This is a genomic window from Frankia casuarinae (assembly GCF_000013345.1).
Lineage (GTDB): Bacteria > Actinomycetota > Actinomycetes > Frankiales > Frankiaceae > Frankia > Frankia casuarinae.
Genome location: NC_007777.1, coordinates 5,051,907 through 5,069,359, shown reverse-complemented (window position 1 = coordinate 5,069,359; position 17,453 = coordinate 5,051,907). Strand labels below are relative to the sequence as shown.

Below are 17,453 nucleotides of genomic sequence, written 5' to 3'. Positions count from 1 at the left end.
CGCCGGTGTCGTCCGCCGTATACCGTGGTCACATGGTCATTCCCCGGGCGTGTACTGGTCGGTGGTCCTGATGGCCGGCGCCGCTCGCCGGGACAGCGGGATCGCCCGCGGCGGTCAGGGCGGTCGGGCCGCCAAGGCCGGTTCCCACCGCAAGGGGGCCTCCACGGGCAGCGGCGGTCACGGCCGCAAGGCGCTGGAGGGCCGTGGGGCCACTCCGCCCGCGCAGCTGCGCCCCGGCCATCCCGCCCAGCGTCGTGCGGCGGCGGCTGCGGCGGCCCGTTCCGCCTCGGCCGGAGCCGAGCGGGGTCGAGCGGCCGCCGGCCGGCGCGGGGATGGTGGCCGCGCCGTCGCAGCTGCGGCCACCACCGGGCCGAGCGCCGTGGGGGGTTCCGCGGGGGCCGGGCGCCCACGGCGGACCGAGGGCGACGAGCTGGTGGTCGGGCGCAACGCGGTGGTCGAGGCGCTGCGGGCCGGGGTACCGTCGTCGACCCTTTTCATCGCCGGCGGGCTGGACTTCGACGAGCGGCTCGCCGACGCCCGCCGGCTCGCCGGGCGGGCCGGGATCGCCGTGGCCGACGTCGGCCGCACGGATCTCGACCGGATGTGTGGCACCGCTCCGCATCAGGGTCTCGCCCTCGTGGTACCGCCGTTCCGGTATGCCCATCCGGATGATCTCCTCGCCCGCGCGCGCTCGTCCCCTCCGGGTCTGCTGGTGGCGTTGGACGGGGTCACCGATCCTCGCAACCTCGGGGCCGTGGTGCGCTCGGCCGCCGCCTTCGGTGCCCACGGCGTCGTCGTTCCGGAGCGTAGGGCCGCCGGCGTGACCGCCGCGGCCTGGAAGACCTCGGCGGGGGCTGCCGCCCGGCTGCCGGTGGCGCGCGCCACCAACCTCGCCCGCACGCTCGTCTCCTACGCGGCGGGCGGCCAGTTCGTTGTCGGTCTGGCCGCGGACAGTGAAGTGAGCATCGACGAGCTCACGATGGCGACCGACCCCCTCGTCCTGGTGATCGGTTCCGAGGGACGCGGGTTGTCCAGGCTGGTCGAGCAGCGCTGCGACGTGAGGGTCCGGATCCCCATGGCGGGTGCGGTGGAGTCCCTCAACGCGGGGGTGGCCGCCGGGATCACGCTGGCCGAGATCGCCCGCCGCCGTCGGATCGGCTGAGCCTGCCGATCGGTGGGTCCGCCGGGTCTCCGCCGGGCGGGGCCGCGGAAGTTGAGCTGGCCGACGTCGCCGTGACCGGGAAACCGTGACCGGGAAACGTAGCGCGCAGCCCCGTGTCCCGGACGGGACACGGGGCTGCTGACCGCGCGCCGATCAGTACCGGCCGGGCGCGGACGGTGAAGGCTGGCGCGGGAAGTCGGGCAGCTCAGATCTTGTGACCCCAGCACGGCTTCGAGGCGTACCAGGGGCTCGTCCCCTGCTGGGCGTACAGGATGCGGGCGCGCTGCCACTGCTCGGCGACGCTGGCGTGCTGCGGCAGACCCTTGCCGCCGACCCCGTGCCAGGTGCTGGGCAGAAACTGGAACAACCCGCCGGCGCCGATGGAGTTGACCGCGCGGGGGTTCCCCCCGGACTCACAAGGGATCACCTTGGAGAGGAAGTGGTCGGCGTTCGTCGACGCGCTGGCCGGTTGGGACAGCGCGAGGCCACCGCCGATCGAGGCCGCGAGAGTGGTGGCGGCGATCAAGGCCCGGGAACCGAGCCTGATGCGGTTGAGACCACGAGCGAGCGAACGAGCGTTGGACATTGAGTTGCCCTTCCCCACGCCTGCGAGGTGAGCTGTCGGGTTCGGGCTGGGAATGCCCGGCCGCGCATCGCGGCTTCACCCCGAGGACGTCTTTTATCGGCGCCCGGAATTGGTTCCCCCGCTCCTGCCAAAGGTTTGATTCTCGTCGAGCGGGGGCAGGATTCGGCGTGCCGCCCGACGCATGCCATCAGGTGACGGCACGGCAACGAACATAGCTGAGAGTGACCCGGGAAAAACAAGAGTACGTGAGGATGCACACAGTGCACCCCACTTACTTGTCCCGATCTTTTTAATGGTGTTTCGCGCCCGCGTGCGCGCCCGATCCTAGAGGTTGTTCAGTGGGCTGAAAATCCCCAGTTCGTGGCTGGGTCGTCACGCTGACGGTAAACAATACGCGATGCGTGGGGAATCTGTTCCGCCGCGTGGCGATCGAGCCTCCACTACCCGCTGCCGGCAGTCTCTAACCAGGTTCCGAAAAAATCTGTGTCGACGTTCCGGCGGACCCGCACCTATCGCCTGCTTTCCGGACTATACGGCACGAGGGAACCATGTCATATGTCGGATCTAACAGTCCGTGTCGGACACCCGGTCCCGGCGCTGCGCCGTCGGCACGTCGGCACGTGGGCACGTCGGCATGCCGACGTGCCGCCCGCGGGGCGGGTGCGTTCGGGTTGGTCAGCGGTTGTAGGACCAGGCCGAGCCGGTACCCCGGTACTGCTCCACCGGGATCGGTGTGGTTCCGGCCCGCATCCGATCCGTGTAGAGCTGACCGTGCAGGTGATCGATCTCGTGAGCGACGAGCCGCGCCAGCCCCTGCCGATAGACGGTGATGTGCCGGTTGCCATCGATATCGGTGTGTTCGACGTGCAGCTCCAGCGGCCGGGGGACGAGGCCACGGACGTCGAAGAAGCTCAGGCAGCCCTCGTACTGCTCGTCGGTCTCTCGGGAGGTCTCGATGACGCTGGGGTTGAGCAGCGTGAGCGTGTCGCCGCCCGCGGTACGCACGATCGCCGCGGCGCGGTTGATGCCGACCTGCGGCGCGGCGATGCCCAGGCCCTTGCCGAAGGTGTGCAGGGCGGACACCCGTTCGAGGGCGGAGGACAGTTCGGCGACGACCCGGCGCGCGTCTTCGGCCTCGTTGGGCAGAGCGAACGGGCGGGCCGGCTGCCGCAGGATCGCCTCACCCTCCTGCACGATGCCGACGGCCGCCATCTGATCGCTGGGACGTGTTCCGGTCTCCGTGGCCGGATCACGTTCCGGCACGGTGGCCCGGAAGTTCCATTCCAGCCGGTAGCGGGCGTGCAGCGGCGGCTCGGTGGTCGACCAGGTGAAGATCCGCCGGTCGCCGGAGTCGGTGCGGGCGACTGCGGTCCGCAACGGGAAGGCATCGGCGGTCATCGACGTCTCCATGCCCCAGACCACGGGATCCAGCTCGGCCGGAAAGTCCAGCCGCACCGAGAGGAAACTCGTCGGTACCCGCACGGCACGCTGGAACCACGGCCCCCACTTCTCCCTGCTTACCTGGTAGCTGTAGTTGATCCACGCCGATTCGCCGGGATAGAGCGGAAATCGTCCTCGGCTGTTCTCGAAGAGCAGCCAGACCTCCTTGAGCGCGTCCCAGTCGGTCTTGACCTGCCAGGCCATCTGCTCGCCGCCACAGTGCGCGCTGAGCTGGAGGTCCTCCCAGCGCAGCGGATCGGATCGGTACAACCGCGCGGAGCGTTCCGGATCTCCCGGGAACCGGTCGACCGATATCCGCATCAGATACCGGGTTACCGGTTCGCTGCCGGCGTTGAGAAGACGTCTTCGCTGGTGGGCGACGTACATGCTGTCGTCGTAGCGGAGTTCGGCCCGGTCCTCCTCGACGACCAGGCCCCCCGGTCCGGGGGGGAGCCGGCCCGGGCTCTCGGCGACGACGGGGCCGGGGGCCGGGGCCGGGTCGACGGAGGGGGTCGCGACGTGGGCTACCGGCGTCGGGCCGGATCCGGCCGGAACCGTTGGCGGCCCGGGCGGCTCGCGCACGTCCCGTGCCGCCTCCCACGGCCGTGCGGCCAGGTGGAAATAACTGCCCGGGATGCGCAGCGCGTCGGTGATGCGTTCGATCAGGGAGAGCCGGGCGATGTGGTCCTCGCCCTGCATGATCCGGCTGACCCTGCTCTGGCTGAGCCCTTCCACCGGAGATGCGATGCGATTCTGGCTGGCACCGTCGTACTTCTTCATCAGCCGGAACACCGTGCGGAAGTCCCGCGTCGCGCACGCCGCCCGGAAGTCCTCCCGGGCCAGCAGCCTGGGCGATACCCGGTAAGGTCCAGATTCGTACGACATCGAAACGGCCTTCCATGTCGGTACGGTCGGTGAAGGCCGGAGTGAAATCGGGCGATCAGTCCTCCGTCAGTCGACACATCAGGATAACGACGCCATGTCAAACGGGCACAGATGTCCGGCTGAATGCTCGACTGTCGGGTATCCGACAGCGCGGGATCGGCGGTTTCCCCGATCTTTCCGGGTTTTTGTGGTAAGGCGGATGTCGTGTCTGACTCCTTGCGGACAGCGACGGCTGCTGGTGGCGTGCTGTCGCCGCCGGCCGGGGTGACAGGAGGCGCACCCGCCGCCTGGAAAGAGCTCGTTCCACCCAAGGAACTAGGTCTTCGTCCCGTGGCGATCCGGGCTGCCCTAGCGGCGCGATCCGGGCCTGATGCCCACCGATGCCGCCTCGCTCCTCGATGTCCGACGGCCCGTCGCGGCGGACAACTGTGGAGGGTTAGGCACGGTTTGGCGGCCGTAAACCGGTTCGCCTCCCAATATCTTCGCTTTCGGCCATCTATTCGCGATCTTCGGCGTTTCGCGCCGGGACATCCTCGGCCAAGGCCGTGCGGATGCGACCGCCGAGACGGCCGGGTAGTTCGGTCAACGGGGTCCAGCGGTAGTCAGGGAGCGACCCAACCACAACTGATCAACCAGATGTGGGGGGTCAAGTTTCCGAGACTCGTGGCCCATACGAGAAAGGCATGCCTGACTGACGTTTCCGGATCCCGGTCGCCTGCGTCAGTCTTGGTGGCAGGCCGGTCCCGCCCCGCGTCGAGCCGCGACCTCCGCCGGGCGGGGCCGGCGTGATGCCGAGCCGCGGCCGGGCGCGACGCCCAAGACCTCCGTCGGGGGGCTATGGACAGGTGGCCCTGCCCTGCCCAAGCAGGGCCACCCTCGGCCTCCGTTCAGCCCTCGCCGGTGAAGTGCAGAGTGACGCGATGCCGGTCCGACGGCCAGGCGGGCACCTGGAGAACGCTCCGGTGGGCTGTCTTTCCCCGCGGCGTCATCGCGACTTCGACCGAGCGCTCACCCGCCGGGATGAACACATCTACGCCGGTGATGAAGCCGATCCCGAAATACGCCGGAATCGGCATTGTGAGGTGGGTGACGCCGTCGGAATTCCGGTCGAACAGGTAGACGCCCAGGGCCAGTTTGGACCGGGGCGCGTCGGCGGCGTTCAGCACGTTCTTCCCGTCGATGCTGAGGACGTCGTCGGCGTTCCCCTGGTCCCCCCACCATTCGAGCGGGCGTTCGACGACCAGATCGGTGTGCCCGGGACCGGTCTCCATCCCGCCGCCGATCTCCTGGCCCGGCTGGCTCGTCAGCAGACGTACGAGGTGATCGTCGCGGCGGAACGGCTGGTAGTAGAAGTGGTGGTCGGGTTCCCCGCCGCGTACGATCACGAACTCGTAGGTGGAGGCGCCGTCACCTCGGAACGGACCCCAGGATCCGTCGCCGGAGAGGTGGAAATAACCTTTGAGGCTGTTCGCCCCCCGCCGACCCGTCCGTGGGTCGACCCGGTGAACCTCCAGCCTGGCGTCCCGCACACCGACATTCATCGGATAGCGCAGGGCCCGGCCGGAGATCTCGATCGGGCCCTGCTTCGGCACCACGTCGGTCGTGTGCGGAGTGGTTCCGGTGAGAAACCGGTACATCTCCCTGAAGGTGGCCGTCGAGGTCAGGAGCTGGGCGCGGTCCTGGTCGACGAACCGCACGTTGACGGCCCCCTCGACGCGCCGGGTCGGATCGTTCTCGCCCCAGACCGCCAGGGTGGGCACTCCGGCCGGGGGTCTACCCGCGAGCGAGCCTCCGACGGTGACGTAGTGCGCGACCCGGTTCGCCCGGTCGGATGAGCTGGTCAGGTACCGCTCGCTTAGCGCGGCGCCCTCGAGATGTGCCACCAGATCGAGCTTCTTCGCCCCGGTTGCCTTGAGGATACTAGCGATCTTCGCATCGAGGTCCGGAAGGACCTCCTCGACGGAGTTGGCCGAGGACGACGCATCGTAGTCGAAGGCCTCGACGTAGTCGACGGGATAGCCGTTTGCGGTGAATCGTTGCGCCGGTGTCTCGAAGAGGCTGCCCGACCCAAGGCTGCCGTGCACGAACAGGATCGGGAGGCGAGAGGCGTCCGGGGCGGCGACCGCGGCCTCCGCCAGCTCCCGCGCGAGCGCCGGGGAGCGTCCCGCGCCGGACTCCGTGCCACCAGCGCCGGAACAGGCGACCGCCAGTCCGGCGATGGCAAGCGCGCTCAGCAGGTGGAAGTAACGGCGGCGAGCCACTCGACGTCCCTTTCCCTCGGGATATCCGACGGCCACGCACCGGGCCACCGTCAGCATTTCTCCTGTCGGTTACACCTCGGTAGCGGCGCACCACTGGATCGGACGTTCTGCGCGTCCGACACGTCTCGTGCCAGAGCACAGTACATCGGGCCGGCGCATGTGACGGCCAGGCCCTCGTGAGCTTCGGTGCGGACGCGGCCGTTCCCCTGGTCAAAAACAAGGTGCGGGCCCGGCCGGTCGCCTGTCATCATCTCGGCATGGACAGCGTGGCCGGCGGGGTTCCGCATCAGGAGATACGGTCGCCTGGCATCGGTTCCCGTGGCGCCGGTCAAAACGGCACCGGCCTGGACGATGTCGGCACCGCCGTGGACAACCTCGTTTCCCGCCGGGTGGAGCGGCATGCCGCCCTGCGTTCCTATCTGCGTTTCGTCGCGACCTTCAAGGGGCCGGCTCTCCTGGTCGTCGGTGTCTTCGTCCTGTCCAACAGCCTGCTCGCCGTGATACCGGTCCTCATCGGCCTTCTCGTGCAGGCTCTCGCCAGCGCCCCGGTACAGACCCACGACGCGTACCTGTACGCCGGCGTCCTTCTCGCGTGCAACATCGGCCATGACCTGACCTGGCGTGGTGCCGAGGTGCTGTATCTCCGGCTACTCAACCACCGGGGCTACGAATACGAGAACATTCTCTTTGGAAATGTCATAAACGAGCGATATCCATACTTCGTCGGCAAGTTCACCGGAAAGATCAGCAGCTATGTGAGCACGCTCGGCCGCGAGTTCCGAGAGATCCTCGAGACGGCGTGCTTCACGTACGTTGAACAGCTGGTCAAGGTTCCGGCGATCCTAATGATCATGTTTTCGGTTAACCTTTACTCGGGCCTGACCTTCCTGGGTTCCGTCGCGATCATGCTTCTTGTTGGCAGGCACACCGTCCGTCGTTCGGCCCGCGCGGAGAAGCGGCTCGCGGACGAGGTCTCGGAGATGGACGGTTACGTGATCGACGTCATCTCGAACTTCGTGAGCGTGAAGTCGTTCCTCCAGGAGGAGGCCGAGTACGAGCGGGTCCGCCGGCGTCGTCGCCAGGTCATCGCCGCCGCGTATCGCTCGTCCTTCTGGAGCATTGTGTTCTGGACCTCGATGAGCCTCGTGGTCCGGTACCTCGTCTGGCCGGTGTCGATCGTCCTCAACCTGTATCTATTCCTCCACGGTGAGATGAGCCTGGCCCAGTTCACGACCTTTCTCTCCGCGCTGGTCCTCTTCTCCGACTTTATCTGGGGGACGGTGTGGGAGATTGCGCAGCTCAATCTCCGACTCGCCCGCATCGAGGAGGCCTACCACTACCTCTTCGCCGGTCGGAACATCCTGTCAGCCGGTCCGGATAATTCGGCCAGTCCGGATAATTCAGCCGGTTCAGCTGGTTCAGGCCGTCCTGCGGTTCTTCCCGCGGTTTCCGGTCGGCTGCAGTTCCAGGGCCTGTCGTTCGCCTATCCCGAGAACGACCGGAACCTCGTGCTCGCGGGCATCGACCTGGCCATCGAGCGGGGCGAAAAGATCGGCATCGTGGGTCGCAGCGGAAGCGGCAAGACGACGTTCATCAAGCTGTTGCTAGGCTACTACCCGCTCCCACCGGGCATGGTCGCCGTGGACGGTGTTCCGGTGTCCAACCGCCAGCTCGCTCGGGGTATCTCCTACGTTCCGCAGGACACCACCCTCTTCCACCGGTCCATCCGGGACAACATCGTCTACGGGACCGCGGGCCCGGTGACCCAGGCGCAGGTGGAGGCGGCGGCGCTGCGGGCCCACGCGCACAGCTTCATCTCGCGGGCGCCCGACGGTTACGACACCGTCGTCGGGGAACGTGGCATCAAACTCTCGACCGGGCAACGGCAGCGGATCGCCATTGCCCGCGCCTTCCTGGACGACAAACCCATCCTCATTCTGGACGAGGCGACGAGCGCGCTGGACAGCGAGAGCGAGGTACTCGTCCAGAACGCACTCGAGAACCTGTGGCGAGACAAGACGGTGATCGCCGTCGCGCACCGGCTGTCGACCCTGCTGCACATGGACCGCATCGTCGTCCTCGACGACGGCCGCGTCGTGGAGCAGGGGTCCCATCGCGAGCTGCTCGAGCGGCGGGGGCGCTACCACCGGCTGTGGCAGCGGCAGAGCGGAGGAATGATCCCGGTCGAGTAGTCGCCGGATGATGGTGACCACCCGACCACGACGAGCGGGTATCCTCTCCTGCCCCCTACAGAACCGTTGACGGAGCCCGCGCAGGGCTGTTAGCTTGCCCAAACGAAACGAAAATCGTTTTCGTTTCGTTTGAGTCAACGGGGGCATCCGCTGTCCATCGATCAACCTACGTCGGTACGTGCCACGCCGACGCCATCCGTGGGTGCCGCGGACGCGGTACGGCTGCGGGCGGTGGCGGCGCTTCGACCCGCCCGCGGGATGCCCGCGGTCACTGCCTGCGCCGTGCTGCCGCGCACGGCGCGCGGCGCGCGCGGCAGATTCTTGATCACTCTGCTCGCCCTGGTGCTGGCGACACCGATCGTTGTTGGGGCAGCGATCGGCGTGGGTTCGGTATCGGTGCCTCCCGGTGAGGTGTGGTCCAGCGTCGTGGCTCATCTGACCGGCAACGGTGCTCAGTCCTCGATGATCAACGATCAGATTATCTGGCAGGTGCGGACGCCGCGGGTGTTGCTGGCGTTCGTGGTGGGTGCGGGCCTGGCCGTGGCCGGAGCCGTGCTGCAGGCGGTGGTGCGTAACCCCCTCGCCGATCCGTATGTGCTGGGCGTGTCCTCGGGTGCCTCCGTCGCCGCGGTCGCTGTCCTCACCCTGGGAGGGGTCTCGTCGTCGGGGCTTGCCGCGGCGGTGGGGGTGTCGGGGGCGGCGTTCATCGGTGCCGTTCTCACCCTGGCTCTCGTGATCGCGTTAGGGCGTAGGCGCGGTTACCTGGACCCGCAACGGCTGCTGCTCGCGGGGGTGGCGCTGACCTATCTGTTCCAGGCTGGCACCAGCTACCTGCAGTTGCGGGTCGGCTCGAACCAACTCGCCGCGGTGCTGTTCTGGCTGCTGGGAACGGTGTCGGGGGCCGAGTGGGACACACTGGGGCTGCCCGCGTGCATCGTCGTGGCCGCGACGCTGTGGCTGCTGGCGCAGGCCCGGTCGTTGAATGCCTTGCTGCTCGGTGATGAGGCCGCCGCCTCGCTGGGGATCCCGGTCAGCCGGCTGCGGACCCAGCTGCTGATCGTCACCGCCGCTCTGACAGCGTCCGTCATCTCCGTCGCCGGCGGTGTCGCGTTCGTCGGCCTCATTGCGCCGCACTGCGTGCGGATGCTTATCGGGTCGGACCACCGGCGGCTGCTCCCGGTAACGGCGCTGCTGGGCGGAACGTTCCTCGTGCTGGCCGATCTCCTCGGCCGGGTCGTGGCCCGGCCGTTGGAGCTGCCGTTGAGCATTATCACCGCGGTCGCCGGGGTGCCCTTCTTCCTCGTGCTGCTGCGCCGGTCGGGACGGGCGAGTGGTGCCTCGTGACGGGCCTTCGCCTGGAAGGTCTGGGTGTCGTCGCCGACGGGGTACAGATCGTGCGCGACCTGACGGTCGGCTGTCCCCCCGGCGCCTTCGTCGGCCTGGTCGGTCCGAACGGCAGCGGGAAGTCGACCGTGCTGAAGACGGTCTACCGGGTGGTGCGGCCGACGTCCGGTGCGGTGCTGCTCGACGGAACTGACCTGGTCAGGGACCTCACCCCGCGCCAGTCGGCGCGGCGGGTCGCGGCCCTGGCGCAGGAAAGCCCCGATGGCTTTGACTTCACCGTCCTTGAGGTGGTCGCGACCGGGCGGACCCCCCACCAGAGCGCGTGGAGCCCGACCTCGACCGGGGATCATGAGATCATCTCGGCCGCGCTCGACACCGTGGGCATGGCCGCGCACGCCGGGCGGGCGTTCGCGTCGCTGTCCGGCGGCGAGAAGCAGCGGGTCCTGCTGGCGCGCGCCCTCGTGCAGGCACCGTCGGTGCTGATCCTGGACGAGCCGACCAACCATCTGGATATCAGCACCCAGCTGAGCCTGCTGGAGTTGGTGCGCTCACTCGGGATCACCGTGCTCGCCGCGTTACATGACCTCAACCTCGCGACGGCCTTCTGTGACCGGCTCTATGTCCTGCACGACGGCGCGGTGATCTGTTCGGGCAAACCGGAGGACGTCCTGACCGCCGACCTCATCGGCCGCGTGTTCGGGGTGCGCGCCGACCGGAGCGTCCACCCGGTGACCGGCCGCCTCCAGCTCGCTTTCTCCAGTCTTCCCTTCCCCAGCCTGCCTTCTTCCAGCCTGCCCGGAACAGACGAGCCGGCCCCGGTGGTAGCTGGCGCGGAAATCCCGATAAAGCAATGACCCGATGAAGCAATGGAAGGAGACAGAACCCGATGAAGAAACTCGGCGCCGGCGTCGCGGTCGCTGCCCTGCTCGTTGTTACCGCCGGTCTCACCGGCTGCGGGTCCGGTTCGACCACCGGCGCGGGCAGTGCGAGCGCGGCCGATGCCCGGTCGGCCCCGGCCGGTACCCGCTATCCCGTTGAGGTGGCGAACTGCGGCCGGACCCTGCACTTCGACGAGGCCCCGGCGCGGGTCGTCTCCGGGTGGACCACCAGTACCGAGCTCCTCATCGAACTGGGCCTGACGGACCGGATTGTTGGCCAGTACAACACCAGCAGCGGCACACCGGCGGCGAAGTACGCCAGTGTGGAGGCGAAGCTACCCGCCCTCGGTACCGGCGCACCGACCCGGGAGGCGCTGCTCGCCGCCCGGCCCGACCTGATCTGGGCGGATGGCAGCTATCTGTTTGACGGCCGGCAGCTCCCCACGATCGCCGAGCTGGCCGCCCAGGGCACCCAGGTGATGATTCTCAGCGGGTTCTGCACCGACGACGCCACCAAGGCGACGGTCCGTGACGTCGATACCGACCTGACCGCGCTCGGCATGATCTTCGGCATTCCGGGCCGGGCCAGGCAGGTCCAGGCCGACATCAACGAACGGCTCCGCCAGGTCGCGACGAAGATCCAGGGCAGGGACCCCGTCCCGGTCGCGGTGGTCGCCACCTACCAGGGAACCGTCTACACCTACGACGGCGTCTACACCGACATCGCGCGGCTCGCCGGGGCGCGGAACATCTACGCGGGCACCCTGCCCAAGGGCAAATACTTCAGTGAGCTGTCGGTGGAGGACCTCATCAGCAAGAATCCCGGCACCCTCGTCTATCTGCTCAGCGGCAGCGAAACCGAGGCCGAGGCCCGCAAGTTCCTCACCTCCCGGCTCCCGACCGTGGCGGCAGTCCGCAACAACCGTGTGTTCTTCCTCCCGCAGTCGGACTCGGCCAACCTCGCCGGCGTGGAAGGCGTGACAAAGCTGGCCGCCGCGCTGCACGCCTGAGCCGCAGACCCAAAAATGTGGAATGTGGGACGACCTGAGATGAGTAACAACCTGAGATGAGTACGGTACCCGCCTTCCGGCTTTTCCTGGCGAGCCGGGCTGTCTCCTGGGCGGGTTCGGCGATGACGCTCGTCGCGCTCCCGGTGCTGCTTTTCCAGCGCACCGGGAGCGGCACGCTCGCGGGCGTGCTGGTCGGTCTCGAAGCGGTGCCCTACCTCGTGCTCGGACTGCCCGCTGGTGCCCTGGTCGACCGCTGGGATCACCGGCGCACGATGGTGGTCACCAGTTGCCTCAGCGGCCTGACGATGGCCAGCATCCCCGTGGCCAACTGGGCGGGTGTCCTCACCACACCCCATCTGCTGATCTCCGCGGTGCTTGTCGCATCGGTCTTCGTGTTCTTCGATGCGGCCAGCTTCGGCGCAGTCCCGGCGATCGTGGGACGGGACGCGGTGGCCGCGGCGACCGGGGCGATGGTGTCGGTGAGCACCGTTGTCAACCTGGTCGGGCCGGCCGTCGGCGGGGTGGCCGCGGCCACGGTGGGCGCAGCCAGTGTGCTCGCCCTCGATGCGCTCAGCTACCTGGTCGGTGCCATCCTGCTCTCCCGGGCGCGCTGGGCCGTGCCGGCCGCAGCCGACCGGAGCAGGGCCGACCGGAGCGGGCCGGCTGGCAGCCGGGTGAGCCGGACCCGTCGCGACATCGCCGAGGGCCTGGGTTACATCCGGGGGCATCGCCTCATCCGGACTCTGACCCTGCTCGGGGCCGGCAGCAGCCTGTCCGGGGGCGCGGTCACCGGCCTGGTCGTCGTCGTCGCGGTACGGCAGTTCGGCCTTCCCGACGACGACCCGCGGATCGGTCTCCTCTACGTCGCCGCCGCGCTCGGAACGCTGATCGTCAGCCAGCTGCTCAGCCGCGTGCACCGACACGTCCCCACCGGAACGATCACACTCGGTGCGCTCGGAGCCAGCACGCTCGCCCTGATCGGCTGGTCTCTGAACACGGCGTGGCTGCCAGGGATGGGCATCCTGCTGCTCTGGCAGGCCAGCACCTCCCTGGTCATCCTAAACGGCATCGTCGTCCGGCAAGCCGTCACCCCCCTACGCCTGCAGGCCCGGGTCAACACCACCGCGAGGATGATCGCCTGGGGCGGAACGCCGCTGGGTGCCGTGCTCGCCGGCATCCTCGCCGATGCCTGGGGCACCCGGGCCGCTCTGCTGACCGCCTCGGCCGGCGTCGGCCTGGCGCTGGTAGCGGGCCTGATGGCAGGCCTCGGCCACACCGGCAGGCTTCAGGACCTGATCAGGGCCGACGAGGCACCGGCCAACCCGCCGCAGGCCGGGCCCGGTGGGCCGGACGCCGCGGTCCGGGCGGTGACAGCCGCCGAATGAGCCCCCGAACGAGCCGCCCGGCGGATGTGTGGATATCAGCCCATCCCCACGTCGCTCGTGCTAGCGTTCCTTTTGAAAACGAAAACCGTTTTATTGCGAAGGAGGTGAAGCATGGCGGAGATCTCGTTCGAGGAGCTGGCCGAGGCGCCGGTCCTCGCTGCCCCGCAGGACCCGACCACGCACGCGCTCGTCCAGAGCCCGTTCGCGTGGGACGACGAGGAGTAGTGCCGCCGGTTCACTGAAGGCGCCGAGCGCACCTTGGTGAGCCAGTGCAAGCCGTGACCGTCGGTGCCGTCAGTTTCTCGGACGTCCTCGACGGTCACGGTCTCTACCGGGTTCATCCCGGCCCGCGCGCGACCCGTGCCGGCCATGACCCCTGCCGGCCGCAACCAGCCCATCACGACCAGCCCATCACGACCAGCCCATCACGACCAGCCCATCACGACCGCGACACACCCGATGAGGAAAGCCGACGTGTTCTCTCCTGGCCACCATCTCTACCGGGCCGCCGACGGGAGTTGGCGTTACAGCGCCCCCGGGGACGTCTTCGTCCGAATTGGCGGCGAGGACCGCCTGCTCGCCCTCGTGCGGAACGTCGCGGCCGGGGCCACCCAGCTGCCCCTGCCCGATGCGGACCGACCCGCCGTCGAGCGCATGACCGCCGCGCTCACCGATCGCGGCGTGTTCGTCGGCCCGGGGCGTGCGGGGACCGTTCCGGCTGGCTGGAAGGTGCACCTCGACGGCGACAGTCCGGTCGTCGGGAAGCTCACCGAACTCCTGGGCGACATCATCGATGACGTCGAGTGCACCGTGGGCCCGGCGGACGAGGCCGCGGTAGCCGGCTCGGACGCCGTCGTCAGCTGCGCCCGGTGGCTGCCGGACTCGCACTGGTGCCGGCTCGATCAGTGGTGCGCGGCGCACCACACGCCATGGCACGGCTGCTACGCCGAGGGCGACACGTTCGTCGTGGGACCCCTGTCGATGCCGGGCCGTACGGCGTGCTACCGGGACACCAGAGGACGTCGGCTCGCCGCGGCCGCTCTCCCCGACGAGCTGATCGCCCACTGGGCTTACCTCGATTCCGACGCGGTCAAGCCGCCGGCACCGTTCACCCCGGCAGCCACCGCGGTGCTGGCGGGGCTGCTCGCCGCCGACCTGCGGGCGCTGGCGGCGGGAAGCACCGTGCCCAGCGAGGGGCACCAGCTCGTCGTCGATCCGACCACGGCGTCGATCAGCCGGCATCCGGTGCTTCCTCTTCCCAACCTCGCGGTCAACCCGGTCTAGGCGCCGGGGCATGCACGCCATCGACGCGAACCAGGCCGTACCGGCGGCGGACGGCGTCCTGCTGGCGACCGACGTCTACCGTCCCGACCGGCTACCCGCCCCGGCGGTGGTCACTCGCACCCCGTACGGTCGCGGTTCGCTGCTGGCAAACGGCGTCGGGTGGGCGCGGAACGGACTGGCCTACGTTGCCCAGGACGTGCGGGGGCGCTATGGGTCGGGCGGAACCTGGACCCCGTATCAAGGGGAGCGCGCCGATGGCCGGGCGTTGGTCGAATGGGTCCACCGCCAGCCCTGGTGCGATGGGAACGTGATCCTCGCCGGAGCCTCCTACGGCTCGTTCACCGCGTGGGCAGCCGCCGTCACCGTTCCCGAGCTCGTGCGCGCAGTGATCAGCGAGGTACCCGCCGCGGGTCTGCGGCCCGCCAACGTGGACCCGTCGGGGATCCTGCGGCTGGCCGAGTACGCCGGCTGGTGGGCCGAGCACGCCGAGAGCCGCACCAGCAGGAACGGGCTGTCCGCGCAGATGCTGGGCTGTGAGCCGGACCTGCTGCGGCACCTGCCGGTAGCTGACCTCGGCCGGCACCTCTGGGCACGGGTGCCACGCTGGTGGAGCGCCATAGCCCCGGCTCTGTCAGCCCCGGCTCTGTCAGCCCCGGCTCCGTTGACGACCGGCGACAGCCCGGCACCGCATGACCGTACTGGCGACGACCTCGGGGAGGGCATCAGCACGCAGGAACTGGCCCGCTGCTCGCTGCCGTCCCTGCACATCGGCGGCTGGTACGATCTCTTCCTGCCACAGACGCTGTGGCAGTGGGAAACCGCGGGCCGCGACCGCGCTCCGAACAGGCCCGCCCGGGGCCTGGTGATCGGGCCGTGGGGGCACGAGCTGTCGACCCCCGCTTCCAGCTCGGCGGGTGGGCGGGAGCACGGGCCCGCCTCGCAACTGCCGCTGGGACGCCTCCAGGTCGCGTGGATCTTTGACGTGCTGGCCGGCCGGGATGCGTCGATCACCAAGGTGTTCCTCGTCGAGGGCGGACGCTGGCTGGATCGGTGGCCGGCGTCCACCGCCACCCTGGGCCTGCAGGCCAGCGCTGACGGGTCACTCCTGCCGAACCCGCCCGAGCGGCCCGCCGAGCACCGGTTCACCTACGACCCGCTCGACCCCTTCCCCAGCCTCCCGCGGGACTGCGACCGTGCCCCCCTGGACGCCCGCGCCGACGCCGTGGCATTCCGGACCCCGCCACTGACGACGCCGACTGCCATCGTCGGCGCACCCACCGTCACGATGGCCGCAGACACCACGGGCCCCGGCACCGACTGGATAGTCCGGCTGGTGGAGCGGCTCGGTGACGGCCGGGCCTTGGAGGTCACCAGCGGCGCCGCTGCCGTCGGGCCCGGCGCGGCCACGGTGTCGATCCCGCTCGGCGCCACGGCCCTGCTGCTCCACCCCGGCAGCCGGCTGGAGCTGCAGGTCACCAGCAGCGACTTCCCGCGGCTGGCCCGCACCCCCAACACCGGCCAGGACCGGTACACCACCAGCGCCACCCGGATCGCCACCCAGACCATCCACACCGGTCCAACCCGCGGCTGCCGGGTCGACCTGCCCGTGCTGGAGCACCCGTGAGATCAACCACCCCCGCGCCGGCCGAACGGCGTCTCGTCGACCGCCGACTCGGCGTCCTCACCCAGATCGTTCCCTACCAGCCGAGCCCCGCCATGCCGCGTTGCTGGGTCGGCTGGAGCGCCCGTGCCGCCGACACCCGTGCGTTCGCCACCTGGTCGGCCGAGCGGTTTGGCTTCGGTGCCGCCCTGGGCGATCACGACCGGGCGCGCCGTGCCGCGGTCGGGGAGGCCGTGGAACGGTACTGCGGCAACGCCGTTCCCGACGCCCTGGAGATCGCCTGCTACGACGATCTCGCCAGGGCCGGGCGGCCGGCTCTCGACCCGGCGACCCTGGCGCTCTATTCCGACCGGCAGTACCGCGCCCGCGGGTTCCCCTTCCGGCCCTTCACCCGCCAGACACCGGTGGCCTGGGTGCCCGGCCGCGACCTGTACGCCGGGGGTCCGGTGCTGGTGCCCGCGTCGATGGCCTACCTGAACTACTTCCGCGGCGCGCACGCCGACGAGGTGGCCACCCACGCCATGCTGTACGCCGGCATCGCCACTGGCGAGAACCGTGAGCACGCCGAGCGTTTTGCGTTGGAAGAGCTCTTCGAACGCGACGCGAACACCATCTGGTGGGCCAGCGGCGCCGCCGGCTGGGCCGTCGCCGATGCGGCTGAGCTCCTCGACCGGTACGACATCGCCCACGGAGAGGGCACCGGTCGCACCATCCGGTTGTTCCAGGTGCCAAGCCAGTTCCCGGTTCCGGTGCTCGCCGCCTTCCTTGAAGAACCGGGACGGGGGTTGATCGCGTACGGCACGGCATGCCGGGCGGATCCGCGGGAAGCGGCGACGAAGGCGCTCGTCGAAGCCTTCGCCATGCTGGAACTGACCGCCGAGCTCGCGGACGGTGACAGCGCGCACTGGCGAGCCGTCGCCCGCGGCGAGATACCCCCGCACACGTACCTGCCCTACCGCGCCGACCGGCGGTACGCGGATGACATCCGGCCGGATTTCCGCGACCTCGTCGACCTGCCCGCGGTCGCCCAGCTCTATCTGGATCCACGAATGCAGGGCCGGCCCCTCGACCGGCTCCGCGACGACACCCGCACCACCCGGCTCGCCGACATCCCCCGGGCCGACGGGGACGCCAACGGGGGCACAGCCCATCGACGCTACCTCGACATGCTCGCGACGCAGGGCCTGTCCGCCGTGTCAGTGGACGTCACCACTCCGGACGTGCGGGCGGCCGGCCTCACCGTCGTGCGGGTCATCGTCCCCGGGCTCTACGGCAACCCGCCCGCGGCCTTCCCGTTCCTCGGCGGCGAGCGGCTCTACGACGTACCCGCCCAGCTGGGCCTGGCTGCCGGAAAGATCACCGAAGACGCCCTTTATCCGTACCCGATCCCGCACGTCTGAGGAGC

13 protein-coding genes and 1 riboswitch are annotated in these 17,453 nt (G+C 69.5%); of the genes, 10 read left to right on the top strand and 3 right to left on the bottom strand.

Translation table 11 applies throughout. The features are described from left to right. Positions 1-70: 70 nt before the first annotated feature. On the top strand, positions 71-1,162 hold the full coding sequence (rlmB, locus tag FRANCCI3_RS21470) for a 23S rRNA (guanosine(2251)-2'-O)-methyltransferase RlmB (RefSeq protein WP_011438601.1): 1,092 nt from the start codon (positions 71-73) through the stop codon (positions 1,160-1,162). 205 nt (positions 1,163-1,367) lie between these two features. Here rlmB and FRANCCI3_RS21465 read toward each other — a convergent pair whose 3' ends face one another. From FRANCCI3_RS21465 to FRANCCI3_RS21455, 3 genes are all read right to left on the bottom strand, one after another. Continuing rightward, positions 1,368-1,748 carry a transglycosylase family protein gene (locus FRANCCI3_RS21465; RefSeq protein WP_011438600.1) on the bottom strand — a complete coding sequence of 127 codons (381 nt, stop codon included), beginning with the start codon at positions 1,746-1,748 and terminating at the stop codon, positions 1,368-1,370. A gap of 2 nt (positions 1,749-1,750) precedes the next feature. Continuing rightward, positions 1,751-1,926: riboswitch (cyclic di-AMP (ydaO/yuaA leader) on the bottom strand. 497 nt (positions 1,927-2,423) lie between these two features. Continuing rightward, on the bottom strand, positions 2,424-4,073 hold the full coding sequence (locus tag FRANCCI3_RS21460) for a peptide deformylase (RefSeq protein WP_011438599.1): 1,650 nt from the start codon (positions 4,071-4,073) through the stop codon (positions 2,424-2,426). Positions 4,074-4,960: 887 nt separating this feature from the next. Then, positions 4,961-6,334 (bottom strand): lipase, encoded by a 1,374-nt coding sequence (locus FRANCCI3_RS21455; protein WP_035941453.1) that lies wholly within the window; start codon positions 6,332-6,334, stop codon positions 4,961-4,963. A gap of 257 nt (positions 6,335-6,591) precedes the next feature. Here FRANCCI3_RS21455 and FRANCCI3_RS21450 point away from each other — a divergent pair, with 257 nt between their 5' ends. The 9 genes from FRANCCI3_RS21450 (at position 6,592) to FRANCCI3_RS21415 (ending at position 17,448) form a co-directional block, all read left to right on the top strand. After that, positions 6,592-8,526, top strand: coding sequence for an ABC transporter ATP-binding protein (locus FRANCCI3_RS21450; RefSeq protein WP_011438597.1), 1,935 nt, complete (start codon positions 6,592-6,594; stop codon positions 8,524-8,526). Positions 8,527-8,724: 198 nt separating this feature from the next. Beyond that, positions 8,725-9,870: a FecCD family ABC transporter permease gene (locus FRANCCI3_RS21445; protein ID WP_011438596.1), complete on the top strand. Its 1,146-nt coding sequence runs from the start codon at positions 8,725-8,727 to the stop codon at positions 9,868-9,870. Continuing rightward, entirely contained in the window at positions 9,867-10,724 is an 858-nt protein-coding gene (locus FRANCCI3_RS21440; RefSeq protein WP_011438595.1) for an ABC transporter ATP-binding protein, read from the top strand. The genes FRANCCI3_RS21445 and FRANCCI3_RS21440 overlap by 4 nt, the downstream gene beginning before the upstream one ends. A 32-nt stretch (positions 10,725-10,756) precedes the next feature. Beyond that, on the top strand, positions 10,757-11,758 hold the full coding sequence (locus FRANCCI3_RS21435) for an ABC transporter substrate-binding protein (RefSeq protein WP_011438594.1): 1,002 nt from the start codon (positions 10,757-10,759) through the stop codon (positions 11,756-11,758). 56 nt (positions 11,759-11,814) lie between these two features. Continuing rightward, positions 11,815-13,143 carry an MFS transporter gene (locus tag FRANCCI3_RS21430; RefSeq protein ID WP_083282201.1) on the top strand — a complete coding sequence of 443 codons (1,329 nt, stop codon included), beginning with the start codon at positions 11,815-11,817 and terminating at the stop codon, positions 13,141-13,143. A 111-nt stretch (positions 13,144-13,254) separates the two neighbouring features. After that, a complete protein-coding gene (locus FRANCCI3_RS28630; protein WP_023840694.1) occupies positions 13,255-13,368 on the top strand; it encodes a streptamidine-related RiPP repeat protein in 114 nt (37 codons plus the stop codon). Positions 13,369-13,617: 249 nt separating this feature from the next. Continuing rightward, entirely contained in the window at positions 13,618-14,427 is an 810-nt protein-coding gene (locus FRANCCI3_RS21425; protein ID WP_011438591.1) for a TOMM precursor leader peptide-binding protein, read from the top strand. Between the two features lie 10 nt (positions 14,428-14,437). Further along, positions 14,438-16,051, top strand: a complete 1,614-nt coding sequence (locus FRANCCI3_RS21420; protein WP_011438590.1) for a CocE/NonD family hydrolase — start codon at positions 14,438-14,440, stop codon at positions 16,049-16,051. After that, positions 16,048-17,448 (top strand): YcaO-like family protein, encoded by a 1,401-nt coding sequence (locus tag FRANCCI3_RS21415; protein ID WP_011438589.1) that lies wholly within the window; start codon positions 16,048-16,050, stop codon positions 17,446-17,448. The genes FRANCCI3_RS21420 and FRANCCI3_RS21415 overlap by 4 nt, the downstream gene beginning before the upstream one ends. Positions 17,449-17,453 lie beyond the last annotated feature (5 nt).